Genomic DNA, 12,057 nt, shown 5'->3' on the forward strand with positions numbered 1-12,057 from the left:
AAAGATGTCCCCGAGGTCATGTCGTGCCGTGTGGTCGCGCCGGTGCGCGGCGGCGCGAGGTCTTCTTTGACGTGTCTTTTAGGACATGTCAAAACCTAATAGCTGACCTGCACGCCGAGGACGGGCAAGATCGGCAGGCCGACCGCGGTGCGGGTGCGCGAGAAGTCCTGCGAATAGGTGACGCCCTCGGCATTTTGGTGGTTGTACACGTTCATCACGTCGAGGTAGGCCCCGACGACGCAGCGGCTCAAGAGCCACGTGCGGTCGACGCGGAGGTCGAGCTGGTGGAACACCGGCATGCGGGCGCTGTTGGGCTTTTAGGACATATGCAAAGGGAGCTCGTTCAATAGCTGACCTTGACCCCGAGCACCGGCAAGATCGGGACGCCGATGACCGCGTGGGTGCTGGCGAAGTCGCTCGAATACATCAAGCCCTCGGCGTTCGGGCGGTTGTACACGTTCTGCACGTCGAGGTAGGCCCCGACCACGCAGCGGTGCAAGATCCACGTGCGGTCGAGGCGGAGGTCGAGCTGGTGGAACACCGGCATGCGCGCGCTGTTGAGCGGACCGGCGATCGGGTAGGTGTCCTCGCCCATGCTGTTGATGCCGCCGACGAAGGGCGTGTAGGGCAGGCCGGTGACGAGGCGGAAGCGGGCGGCGATCGACCAGCGGCGCGGGAGCTTGTAGCCGACCAGCATGACGAGGTTGTGGCGCTGGTCGAAGTCGGCGGGGGCGTGGGTGACACCGCCCGTGGGCCACAGGCGGCGGGCGTCGGAGCGCATCCAGGTGTAGGCGATCCAGCCGAACAGGCGCGCGGTCAGGTCGTGGCGCAGCATGACCTCGACGCCGTGGGTGGCCGATGCAGTGTCGGGCAGATCGGGGTACTCGGGGTGGGGCGGGAGGTGGTCGCGGACGCGGCGGTAGAAGATCGTGGCGTCGAGGTCGAGGGCGTCGGTGAGGTCGACGTGGAGGTTGGCGCTGTACTGCACGGCCTGGCTGGCGCCGACGCGGCGACCCGGCTGGAACTCGAGCTGCGGGTCGAGGTAACGGGCGGCGCCGGGGAGGACGAGATAGCCGAGGCCGAGCGGGGGGCCGCCCGGGGTGGTCTCGTAGATGAAGCCGGCGGACTGCAAGGTCCTGCGCAGGCTCGGCTGCGAGTACATGCCGGCGCCGAGCTGGATGCGGACCCGCTCGTGCGGGCTGTAGCGCAGCAAGAGGCGCGGGTCGACGGTGAACTCGGCGTTGTCGGCGGCGGTGAAGGCGTTGACGCGGGCGCCGGCGACGACGGCGTAGCGGCCGAGCTCGAGCTGCGAGGACAGATAGAGGCCGGAGGTGGTGAGCAGGCCGCGGTCGACTTCGTCCTCGGGAGGAGTGTTGAGAGGGGCGACCCGATGGCTCATGTAGCGATCGAGCTGGGTGTCGAAGCCGAGAGTCAGCTGCAGCGGCCGCAGCGGGCGCACGCTGGCCTCGGCGCGCAGGAGGCCGACGACGTCGTTGCGGCGGTTGCTGATGTGGGTCGAGAAGCTCGAGCGGTCGAACCGCACCGCGGGGGCGAGCAGGAAGTCCCAGCGGCCGTGGCGCTTGCGATACGCGAGGTCGACGCGGTCGAAGGAGCTGCGCAGGCGGAAGTTGGGGAGGCCGCTGGAGGCGATCCGCAGGTCGTCGGAGGCGCCGAGGAGGCGCACCGTGAGGGTGCCGCCGCGGCCGGCGGGGTGGTCGAAGATGAATTGGTAATCGTGGTAGCGCGGCTGAATGACGTCACCGTAGATCGCCTCGTCGGGGATGGCCTTGATGACGAGGTCGAGGTAGCCGCGCTGGGCCGCGAGCAGGAACGAGCCGCCCTTGCCGAACGGGCCCTCGAGCAGGGCGCCGACCGAGGTGATGTCGAGCTTGGCGTGGCCGTGCAGGCCGTCGCGCCGGCCGACGCGCGGGGTGAGGTGGACGATGCCGCCGACGGCGTTGCCGTAATGGGCGGAGAAGTTGCCGGGCACGTATTCGAGGCCCGCGAGGGCGCCGGTCTGGACCACGCTGGCGAGGCCGGGGACGTGGAAGGCGCGCGGCAGCGGGTGCTCGCCGAAGAACACCTGCGATTGATTGGGGGCGGCGCCGCGGAGGACGATGAGGCCGAGGCCGCCGGGGACCCGCGCGACCCCGGGCAGGTTTTGTAACGCGCGGAGCGGGTCGCCCTGGCTGCCGGGGAGGTTGGCGATCTCCTCGGGCGCGAGTTTCGTGCTGACAGTGCTCGGCCGGGTGACGCGCAGCTGCTCGATGATGGTGCGATAGCTGCCGGCGCCCTGCGGCTGGAGGTAGATCGTCGGCGGCTTGCGGCGCGACCAATAGGCAGAGGTGGTCGGTTGCTCGAATCGCTGGTGGCCGGCGGCGACGATCGTCAATACGAAGTCGCGGCCCGGCAGGTCGGCGAGGACGAACCGGCCGTCGCGGTCGGACACCGCCTCGCGCGTCCACGCGGGGCCGCGGCGCGGGGTGGCGAAGACCCGCGCGCCGGCGACGGGCTGGCGCTCGCCGGCGCTGCGCAGCTGGCCCTGTACGCTGGCGTGGGCGGGGCGCTCGACCGGGGCCGGGTCGGCGGCCGCGAGGACGAGCTGGAGGCCGAGGGCGATCATGGGGCGTCGTCGGCGACGAACAGGAGCTCGGCGCTGGCGCGGCCGCTGCGGTTGTCCGTGACGTCGAGGAAGAGGCGCGTGGGGACGACGTCGTCGGGGACGACGAACTCGATCGTGGGGTCATCCCAGTCGGTGTAGGAGACCCAGCCGAAGTCAAGGACGGGGGCGTCGAACCAGCCGCGGATCTGCAGGCGCTCCTCCCGGCTGACCGGCTCGCCCGACCAGGGCTTGCCCTCCTCGTCGCCGCTGGTGAGCCAGTAGGTCTGGGCCGAGCCCTCGGTGAAGATCGGCTCGACGGTGATGCGATCGCGGCGGCGCACGCCGACGCTGCTGCCGGGGGCGACGAGGTGCTCGCTGCGCTCCGCGCCGCGCTGACGCGTGACGCGGAACTCGACCACGTCCGGGTTGATGTCGACGTCTTGCGCGAGGATCTCCGGCGGGATGTGGCTCGCGTCGGGGCCGAACGGGAGCGGGGCCCACTGCGGGCCGAGCAAGAGTTCCCACTGGACGAGGATGCACGCCTCGAGCGCGGTGTGGGGGGGCCGGCTCAGGCGCTCGAGGCACGCCGCGGGCGTGACGGCGGCGTCGCGGCTGGCGATGATCAGGAGCTGGAGATCCGGGCGAGCGACGGTGAAGGCGCCGCCGAGGCCGACGCGGATCTGCTGGCCCTCGTCGAGGCGGCACAGCTCGGGCACGCCGAGCGGCAGCGGCGTGGGGCAGTCGGGCACGTCGCCGGCGATCGCCGCCAGCGGGCCCTTCATCACGCAGTCGAAGCCGCAGACGAGCCACACCGGCGGCTGCACGTCGACGCCCGGCGGGGCGGCGAAGAAGGCGGTGAGCTCGATGGTGTCGAGCGGGAGGAAGGTGGCCCGCCGACGGCCCGCGGGGACGTTGAGCAGCGAGGCGTAGCCGCCCGGCTCGACGACCTCGAGGCGGACGCCGCGGAACTGCGGGGCGGTGATCAGGTACTCGGGTTCGACCGGCAGACAGGCGGCGAGCAGGGCCGCAGATCCGCCGAGGAGCCACCTTCGCATGCGGACCGCAGGATACTTCAGCGGTCAGGCCCGGGCCACGTCGGCCTGTGCGTTCGTTTCTGCGCCTCGTGCGCGGCTGGCCGCGAGGACAGGCGCGAAGGGCGAAGCCCGATGCGGTGATCCGGCGGAGAAGTGAGATGTCCCCGGGGACATATGATAGGACCCCGGGGACATGCGCGGGTGCGTCAGCCCGGGCAGATGTCGAGGGCGTCGGCGCCGAGGTTGTTGCCGGGGTGGCAGTCGGCGATCTTGTCGGCGGGGTCGACGTCGACGTAGACGGTGCCGCCGCCCTGGAGGTCGGCGGTGCACATGACCGTCTCGCACTCGCCGGGGGCGAGGAGCTTGGTGGTGACGGCCTCGCAGACGACGGTGGCCTGGTCGACGGGCTGGTTGGGGTCGGTGGTCTCGAGGAACTGGACGACGACGCCGTCCTGCACGGGGTTGGTGCCGCGGTTGCACACCTCGGCCTGGAGGTCGATGGTGCCGCCCTGGTTCTGGCACAGGGTGCCGAGGTCGGTCAGCTCGACGGTGAGGTCGGCGATGTTGAGCTTGCCGGTCGAGCCCTGGTCGTTCTGGCGGAAGTTGTTGAGGCCGGGCGTCTGCCAGTTGTTGACGAACGTGTCGGCGGACGGGACGCGGGCGTCGTCGGTGACGTGGGTGATCGAGTACTGGAACTGGTTCCACACCGGGCGCGAGTTGGCCCAGCGGTCGAGCGGGTCGCGGTAGATGACGAAGCCGGGGCGCGACACCTTGGAGGCCATCGGGTAGAGCGGGTCCGTCGCCGGGCAGCTGTTGTAGCTGGTGCGCGGGACGATGATCTCGGTGGCGAAGTCGCCGTCGACGTCGGCGATCGACGGGTACTCGTTGCCGGTGCCCGAGGAGGCCGGGGCGCTGAACAGGACGTCGCCGCTCTTGCCGTCGTAGACGCGGACGTAGCACTCGTCGCGGTAGACGGCCTCGGCCGCGCCGTCGCCGTTGAAGTCGAAGATCGACGAGCCGGTGATGTTCGACGACAGGTCCTGCGAGGGCTGGACCCACAGCACGCCGTCGGGCAGGTTCTTGGCCTGCTGCGCGGGCGAGCGCTCGCACTTGCCGCCGGGGCGCTCGACCGGGCTCTCGCCGTTCAGCGCGGCGACGCAGTCGGGGTCGTAGACGGCGTAGTAGGTGGCCGCGGCGGTGGCGAACTCGACCTGGCCGTCGCCGTCGAAGTCGCTGACCGTGACCGGGCCGCCCTGGCCGATCGTCTCGTTGGCCTTGGCGTACAGCTGGATCGGCCCCCACACCGTCTCGCCGGTGAGGCTCTGGATCCGCAGGCGGCCGATGCTGTTGCTGACGCTCAGGACCACGACCTCGGGGGCCTGCTCGAATTCGACGCCGTCGACGACCGAGTAGTGGCCGGCGTTGGCGATCGCGAGGTAGCCGCCCGGCTGGTTGGCCGGCATGAACCACGGCTTGTCGACCCACTCGCCGGCGATCGGGTCCCAGCCGGCGACGCGGCGGTGGTTGACGAAGTCCATCAGGCCGTCGAGGTCGACGTCGGCGATGAGCGGCATGTGGTTGGCGCCGCTGGCGTTCCAGGTGGTGAGGACGCAGCCGTCGCGGTCGAACACCTGGTCGCCGACGACGATCTCGGGGAACTCGTCGCCGTCGAGGTCGTGCACGCTCGGGCCGTTGGTGCTGGTGGCGCTCGAGAAGTTGAGGATCGTGTCGGTCTCGCAGTTGCGGCCGTACCACATGCGCTCGAGCTTGGGCGTGTCGCCGTCGTCGACGATGCGGAAGGCGTAGACGTTGAGCGGGGTGCTCTCGTTGGGGCTGCTGACGCGGTGGTAGCCGATCAGCTCGGGGCGGCCGCCCTGCGGGACGTCGCCGTCGAGGTCGGCGATGGCCCAGTGCGCGGCGTAGCCGGGGCGGTTGGCGTCGTCGGGCTCGTCGGCGCCGCCGGCCTGCAGCTGCAGCTCGCAGGTGCGGCCGTCGAAGATCCGCAGGGTGCCGATCCGGCCCATGTTGCCGACGGTGGCGAAGGTGTTGACGATGACCGAGGGCTGCAGCTTGCCGGGGTCGTTGTCGAGGTTGAGGTCGGCGACCATCGGCGTGGTGTAGATGTACGTCGAGTTCTTGGTCGGGTCGTTGGCCGGGTCGGCGACCGCGCTCCACTCGCACTGCACCACCGGGGTGATGCCCTCGGGGATGTCGTCCTTCTGACACTCGGGGTCGTTGATCACGCCGTCCGGCACGCCGTACGGGATGCACTCGCCGTCCTGGTCGCAGTAGGAGTCACCCGGGCAGTCGTCGTAGGTGACGCAGGTGCCGAGGTCGGGGATGCAGGTGTCGTACTTGCACTTGAAGTTGGCCGGACAGTCGCAGCCGTCGGTGGTCTCGGTGTCCGTCTGCGTGGTGCCGGTGACGGCCGGGTCGGTGGTGCTCGAGGTGGTGGTGCCGGTCGGCGCGACGGTCGACTCGGTCGCGCTGTCGCTGTCGCTGCCGCCCTCGCTGGTGCTCGTCGGCGGGGCGACGGTCGAGCTCGCGGTGCCGTCGGTCCCGCCGTCGGTCGTCGAGGCGGTCGGGAGGACCGATCCCGTCGACTCGGTGCCCGGGCCCGTGCCGTCGTCGCTGCAGCCGGCGGCCGCTGCCGCCGCGATGCTCCACATCCCCACCAGAGTCAGTCGCCGTGTACGCATATCGGCGGGACTCTACAGCAAACCCCCGCGCCCGCGGGCTCGCCGGCGCGCAGCGGGCCGATCGTCGCGCCAGCGCGAATGCCACGACTCGTGGCAGCCCCGACCTGCAAGTCCGTGGTCCGCGTGGCGACGTCCTCGGCCGGGTCGGCTTTCTGTCTCTGCAGACAGACAGCGCGGCGACTTCGATGACATGGTCTTCGGGACATGTCGCGCGATTCGCCCGGTCCAGGCGGCGAGCGGCGGCGCGCGGCGATCCGGCCGACGGGTCGGGCGCGGCGGCGCGCACATGTCCCCGGGGGCAGGCTGTCCCGCGGGACAGGTGCCTACAGGACGACCATGCGCAGGGTGTCGGAGAAGCGCACCGGGGCGCCGCTGGCGGCGGCGACGACGCGGCCGTCGCGGGCGACGAGCTCGCCGCGCAGGACGGTGGCGACGGGCCAGCCGTGGTAGCGCACGCCGGACTGGGTGTGCTCGGCGTCGAGGTCGACGAGCACGAGGTCGGCGTCGTAGCCGAGAGCGATCCGGCCCTTGCGGGCGACGTTGTAGATCCGAGCTGGCCCCGAGGACAGGAGCTCGACCAGCTGCGGCAGACCCAGCCTGCCGGCGTGGACGTGGGCGAGCATGGTCGGCAGGAGCGGGCCGCCCTGGGCGACCTCGGGGCCGCTGCCGAGCGCGTCGACGAGGCCGCCGGCGACCGCCCGCCACAGAGCGTCGGCGCCGGGGCCGGCCGGGTCGAGGTCGGCGGCGGCGAGGCCGACGGTGGCGAGCTCGCGGTGCTGCATGAGCAGGGCCAGGGCCTCGTCGCCGTCGACGTTGGAGGCGTGCACGCGCCGACCTGCCCGTTTGGCCATGTTGAGGAAGCGCTGCAGGGCGCGGGCGGCGTCGCCCTCGTCGCGGTAGAGGTCGACCGCCGCGCCGGCGGCGACCGGCTCGGGGTGGGGGTCGGGCTCGCACGAGACCGTGACCCGCCGCTGGCCGCAGAACAGGGCCCGGTGCAGCGGCTCGTCGTCGGTGCCGAGCGAGAGGACCACGCCGCTGCAGCCCGGCAGCCGCTCGAGCCGGTCGAGGTCGTCGAGGTGGTCGGTGGCGGCGGCGATGAAGAAGGCGTAGTCGCAGTGGGCGCGGCCGCGCGCGCGCGAGAGCTTGTCCTCGAGGCCGGCCGCGGTGGTCGGGTGCGGGTGCGCGTCGAACACCGCGGTGACGCCCGCGAGGAGCTGCGCGCTGCCGCCCTCGTCGCGCAGATAACCGCCGGTGTCGAGCACGCCGGGCAGGACGTGGAGGTGACGAGCGTCGAGCTCGCGCTCGGCCTCGGCCCCGGCGAGATCGCCGATCGCCACCACTCGACCCCCCGTGATCCCCAGGTCGCAAGCGGTGATGGCACCGTGGAGCGCGCAGGTCCCGCCGCGGACGAGGAGATCGAGAGGGGGAGCCATGGCGCGCCGGGGACTATGCCAGGAGGCGCCTGGCCCGTCGAGGCGATGCGCGCGCAGCCGGATCCCCCGGGCCGCAGCGGGGCGGCGGTCGCGTGGGCGGGCGATGCGGGGGGCGCGTGCGCGGGCAGGCGGGGATGTTGGCCGGCTCCGGAGCGCCCGTCGCGGCGAGCTCGGCGGGAGATTCTCGTGTTCACGCCCGGTCATTGCCGGGCCGGCGGGCGGCTGTCTTTCGGGACAGATCTCGCCCGGCTCCGGGCCGGCGCCGGGCGGGCGGCTGTCCTTGGGGATAGGTCAAGAGGCGGGCCGGCGGGCCTTGCGGGCGACCAGCAGCTCGAGGCCGTCGAGGACGCGCTCGAGGCCGAAGGCGAAGGCGCCGGCGGGGTCGTGGGCGCCGTAGGCGTCGCCGGCGACCTGGCCGACGCGGGCGGCGAGGGGGAAGCGCTCGGCGTCGAAGACCTCGGCGAGGAAGGGGCCGACCTGGGCCCACCACTGGCGGTCGGTCATGCCGGTGCGCTCCTTGACGGTGCGCTCGCGGGCGGCGCCCCGCACGGCGCCGGCGACGTAGTCGAGGACGAGGGTGAGGGCGCGGTCCATCTCGAGGTCGTCGAGGCCGATGCCCTCGAGGGCGGACAGCTCGAGGTGATACTTGGCGATCGAGTTGGGGCCGAGGACCGGGCGGTGGGTGACGACCTCGATCATCCACGGGTGGCGCAGCACGAGGGCCCAGTTCTGGCGCGCCACGTCGGCCACGCGCTCGCGCCAGGTCGTGCCGGCTGGCGCGCGGATCTCCCCCGTCAGAGCGTCGAGCATCAGGTCGATCAGCTCGGGCTTGCCGGGCACGTAGGTGTAGAGCGACATGGCAGACACGCCGAGGTCCTCGGCGACGCGTCGGGTCGTCAGGGCGGCCAGGCCCTCGGCGTCGACGAGAGCGATCGCGGCTGCGACCACTTCGGCGACGGTGAGGCGGGGCTTGGGGCCCCGCGAGGTCCGAGGCGCACGGCCCCACAGCAGCTCGAGGGTTTTGAGCGGGTCGCCGCGGCCGGAGATGTCGTCGCTCATGACGGGGGTCGAGAGGGGGAAAGAACTGTTTGCGGTGGACGGAGTATGGGGAAGAAAACTCTGTGTGTCGAACGGCGAGGACGCTGCCGTGGGCCCGGCGTTGGCGCTCGGAGGAGACGGACGTCTTGCGCGCGTCCGTCTCTCCGATGCGGCGCGTCGGACGCTCTGGAGGAATTTTGTGATTCCCGGGTCCCGCGTCCACGCCGAACAATCGCTCATGGGAGCAACCGGGCTTGCGGGCGGATCTTCCATCGCAGACACTGTCCCCGTGAGTACGAATGGCCCCCGGATCGAGAATGATCACCTGGTGGTCCCGGTGAGAGCGGCCCTCCCTGGCGTTTGCCTGCGTTGCGGAGCCACCGAAGGGTTGACCTATCATCCTCGGACGTTTCTTCTCGATACGGACAGACCGTCATCCGTCTCATTCGCGAGCTTGGTGGCCATCACCGCGCTGGCTGGCGTCCTGCGGCAACTCTTCGACGACGACGCCCTTCTCCTCGTCACGCTCGTCGCGGTCATGATCGGCCTGCTCGTGATCGGGGGGTGGATCGAGCGCCGTCGATCGCCCAGCGTGGGGCTGCTGCTGCCGAGCTGTCGCAGCTGCCACGAGCTGCAGGCACAACAGGAGCGCCAGGATCGTGGGATGGGGATCTCCTTCGTCCTATCGATTTCCGTGCTGCTATTGGGCATGGTTCTCGATGTCGATAGTTTTACTCTGGCCGGAGGAATTCTGCTCGCCGGTGCGGTCGTATGGCTAATCGTCAGGGTTCGACGTCCTGCGGCCGCGATCCTCGCCGCGTGGGCGAAAGAACAGGAGGTGGCACTCCTCGTGGACGCGAAGATCGCCCGTGCGGTGATTCGGCACGGCGAGGGGCTTGGTGCGGAATCTGGAGAGCCGTCGCCGTCGCCGGGTTGAACCGCCGTGAGCTGCTGCAGCCGAGACCGCAGGGCATGCAGTCTGCGGGCGTCGAATCGCCGCCCACGGCCAGGATTCTCTCCGGTTCATCGAGCGGACTCTCCCTGAGCGCGCGCTGTGACACAGGAGTCCGATCGCGGTAGGACGCCGATTCACTCGGGATTATGGTACACGCCGGCAATGGCGCGACGCTCGCTCGTCCTCACGGGTGCATCACTCCTCGTGCTCGGCGCCTGCTCGTCGCGGACGGCCGACGGGAGGGTCGAGGTCGCGGCCCCGGCGGAGCGGCCCGTCGAGTCGCACGATCGCGGCGCCTGCGACCCGGGTACGTACGTGGACGTCACCGAGCTGCCCGCGGAGCTGCGGTCGCCGCCGACGCCGCTCGGCACACACGAGTTCGCGCTGGGGAGCGAGCGGCGCGTCGGGGAGCTCAAGCTGTGGACGGGCGAGTCCTCGATACCGCAGGGCGGGCACGAAAGGCAGGTGCCCGAGCGGTTTTTCCTCGAAGTGTTCGTACGCGGGGCGATCCTGCCGGATTACGAGCAGGAGGGGATCCACAGCGACAACTACGTGCATTCCGGGCTCGGCAGCGAAGCGCACGTCGTCGGCGGGCTCCGCGAGTTCCGCTGGCTGGTCGATCGCTTCGATGCCAAGACCGGAGAGGTGCGGCTCGTCGTCGACCGCGTCGCTTGCGGGCCGCGCCTGTTCCTGCCGCGCCTGGAGCCCGGTCAGAGCCGGCGCGTCTGGCTCAGCACGCAGGGTGTGCGCAACGTGGTGTTCGCGGACGGGCCGAACCGCGAGGAGCAGGTCGTCGTGGGTCTGTCGTCCGGCGCGGATTGGGAGCGGCGCGACGGCGCCTGGCGCGTGACGCCGCACGTGTGGTCTCGCGAGGGCACCTCCGCCGATGTGCATACGCTCAATCCTTCCTCGCCGGAGTTCCTCCCCGCGGTGCAGGCGGGTCCGTTCACTGTCCACTTCGAACGGGTCGAGACGGGCGACGGCACGCAGTGGTGGGGGAGCGAGCGCCAGGCGCTCGCGGTTCGTCGGATCCCCAACGTCCACGTGCTCGTCCGCATCGAGCGCGAGCGGTGAGCCTCGCGCTCGTCGAGGACCCCAGTCACACCCTGTATGCGGTGCGGCGCCCAGGTAGCGCGGGTGCGGACAGAACCGGAAGATCAACCTTGCGCGATGCTCGGATCCTGCAAAGGCAACCAGGAAGAATGACCGTCGAGCATCGCCAGGATCTCCTGCCGATGGGCGGTGCATACTTCTGCATTTCCCTCGAGATGCCCGTCCAGAGCTTTGCCGAGATCGACCGCCTCTTCGCCCGTCAGATAGAAGACCGCGAAGTTTTCATCATCCTCCACGGTGATGCTGAACAAGAGTCTGGATGCGTTCAGGCCGAGGAGGTGGGTGACGCCGGCGTCCGGATCGAAAGACAGTCTCCGCAAGAGGAGCTCCGGCTGATCATCTTTCAAGTCGACTCGGACGTGAGAGAGCCGCGCGTCTGGCTCTGGTAGCGTCTCTGTCGCGGGATTCAGGCCCAGTGACTGAACCAAGGGCGCGAGGAATTCAGGGCTCTCGTAGAAATACAGGAGCAGACCATCCATATGATGATTTGCCCATGAAGAGAGCCGCGGCCATATCGGGTGGTCGAAGCCGCCAGACGGGTTCGTCGCTCCGATGTGAAGCACAAACGCCGTGATTTCCGGGTCGGTATGGGTGCTCACTTGTTGTCCCTTGCTAGATCGGCGGAGCGGCCGCGTACGTCGGAGCCTCAGCTCACGCGGACTCTTCTCCGCTGTTCGCACGAAGTATCGCTTGAGCCCGTTCGCGAATGTTTTCGTCGCGATCGTGGCCGAGCAAGGCGGCGATCTTTGCCCTGAGAAGGGCCGTCTCTGGGTTTCCCGCGGGAGGGCCGACCTCGTCCAGGGCCGACTCCCTGACCCATTCGTCTTCGTCTTGCGTCATCGAGACAAGCACGACATGGCGTAGATGCGCGCAGCGATCGAGGATGACGCGGCGCGCGGCGGCTCTCACGTCCTCCTCTTCATCCGCGAAGAGCGCACGGAGCAAGGCCGCTTCGATCTCGAGTGAAATTTCGGACAGGCAGCCTGCTGCGCGAACCGCCGTTTCGCGTGCGTATAACGGTTCCAGATAATCCGGGACCACGCCCGGCGCGAGCTCGGGGACGAATCGCCCGAGGATCTGCCGTACGAGTAAGTCTTCCTTCATACTATCTCCTCAAGAGAAGTGCGCTCCGGACGAGAGAACAAGGCCCGCGCCGGCGGTCTGAGCGTCCTGGGCCATCTTC

The 12,057-nt window shown here is 70.2% G+C and carries 10 protein-coding genes; 2 read left to right on the plus strand and 8 right to left on the minus strand.

The window, feature by feature from the left end:
* Positions 1–95: 95 nt before the first annotated feature.
* The 6 genes from O0S08_RS02270 to O0S08_RS02295 all read right to left on the minus strand — a co-directional run bounded on the left by O0S08_RS02270 (position 96) and on the right by O0S08_RS02295 (position 8,827).
* Positions 96–299, minus strand: coding sequence for a hypothetical protein (locus O0S08_RS02270; RefSeq protein WP_269037296.1), 204 nt, complete (start codon positions 297–299; stop codon positions 96–98).
* Positions 300–343: 44 nt separating this feature from the next.
* The gene (locus O0S08_RS02275) at positions 344–2,623 is read right to left on the minus strand and encodes a TonB-dependent receptor (RefSeq protein WP_269037297.1); all 2,280 of its coding nucleotides are present in this window, start codon (positions 2,621–2,623) and stop codon (positions 344–346) included.
* Complete coding sequence (locus O0S08_RS02280; RefSeq protein ID WP_269037298.1) at positions 2,620–3,657, minus strand: hypothetical protein; 1,038 nt, start codon at positions 3,655–3,657, stop codon at positions 2,620–2,622. Before O0S08_RS02280 ends, O0S08_RS02275 begins: the two co-directional genes overlap by 4 nt.
* A 185-nt stretch (positions 3,658–3,842) precedes the next feature.
* Positions 3,843–6,335, minus strand: coding sequence for an FG-GAP repeat domain-containing protein (locus O0S08_RS02285; protein WP_269037299.1), 2,493 nt, complete (start codon positions 6,333–6,335; stop codon positions 3,843–3,845).
* 323 nt (positions 6,336–6,658) lie between these two features.
* Positions 6,659–7,768 (minus strand): amidohydrolase family protein, encoded by a 1,110-nt coding sequence (locus O0S08_RS02290; RefSeq protein WP_269037300.1) that lies wholly within the window; start codon positions 7,766–7,768, stop codon positions 6,659–6,661.
* A gap of 291 nt (positions 7,769–8,059) precedes the next feature.
* Positions 8,060–8,827 (minus strand): TetR/AcrR family transcriptional regulator, encoded by a 768-nt coding sequence (locus O0S08_RS02295; protein WP_269037301.1) that lies wholly within the window; start codon positions 8,825–8,827, stop codon positions 8,060–8,062.
* Between the two features lie 433 nt (positions 8,828–9,260).
* On the opposite strand from O0S08_RS02295, the gene O0S08_RS02300 reads away from it, so the two are divergent.
* Together O0S08_RS02300 and O0S08_RS02305 are read left to right on the plus strand one after the other, a co-directional pair.
* The gene (locus O0S08_RS02300; RefSeq protein WP_269037302.1) at positions 9,261–9,743 is read left to right on the plus strand and encodes a hypothetical protein; all 483 of its coding nucleotides are present in this window, start codon (positions 9,261–9,263) and stop codon (positions 9,741–9,743) included.
* A 180-nt stretch (positions 9,744–9,923) separates the two neighbouring features.
* Positions 9,924–10,835, plus strand: a complete 912-nt coding sequence (locus O0S08_RS02305) for a hypothetical protein (RefSeq protein WP_269037303.1) — start codon at positions 9,924–9,926, stop codon at positions 10,833–10,835.
* Positions 10,836–10,918: 83 nt separating this feature from the next.
* On the opposite strand, the gene O0S08_RS02310 is transcribed toward O0S08_RS02305, so the two are convergent.
* Positions 10,919–11,473, minus strand: a complete 555-nt coding sequence (locus O0S08_RS02310; RefSeq protein WP_269037304.1) for a hypothetical protein — start codon at positions 11,471–11,473, stop codon at positions 10,919–10,921.
* Positions 11,474–11,525: 52 nt separating this feature from the next.
* A complete protein-coding gene (locus O0S08_RS02315; RefSeq protein ID WP_269037305.1) occupies positions 11,526–11,978 on the minus strand; it encodes a hypothetical protein in 453 nt (150 codons plus the stop codon).
* Positions 11,979–12,057: the final 79 nt, after the last annotated feature.

This window comes from Nannocystis punicea (assembly GCF_026965555.1).
Classification (GTDB): Bacteria; Myxococcota_A; Polyangia; order Nannocystales; family Nannocystaceae; genus Nannocystis; species Nannocystis punicea.

Bases quoted from the DNA above. Each gene is read 5' to 3' on its own strand.
- O0S08_RS02295 (WP_269037301.1), bottom strand. From the start codon at position 8,827: ATGAGCGACGACATCTCCGGCCGCGGCGACCCGCTCAAAACCCTCGAG.
- O0S08_RS02315 (WP_269037305.1), bottom strand. From the start codon at position 11,978: ATGAAGGAAGACTTACTCGTACGGCAGATCCTCGGGCGATTCGTCCCC.
- O0S08_RS02270 (WP_269037296.1), bottom strand. From the start codon at position 299: ATGCCGGTGTTCCACCAGCTCGACCTCCGCGTCGACCGCACGTGGCTC.
- O0S08_RS02285 (WP_269037299.1), bottom strand. From the start codon at position 6,335: ATGCGTACACGGCGACTGACTCTGGTGGGGATGTGGAGCATCGCGGCG.
- O0S08_RS02280 (WP_269037298.1), bottom strand. From the start codon at position 3,657: ATGCGAAGGTGGCTCCTCGGCGGATCTGCGGCCCTGCTCGCCGCCTGT.
- O0S08_RS02275 (WP_269037297.1), bottom strand. From the start codon at position 2,623: ATGATCGCCCTCGGCCTCCAGCTCGTCCTCGCGGCCGCCGACCCGGCC.
- O0S08_RS02305 (WP_269037303.1), top strand. From the start codon at position 9,924: ATGGCGCGACGCTCGCTCGTCCTCACGGGTGCATCACTCCTCGTGCTC.
- O0S08_RS02290 (WP_269037300.1), bottom strand. From the start codon at position 7,768: ATGGCTCCCCCTCTCGATCTCCTCGTCCGCGGCGGGACCTGCGCGCTC.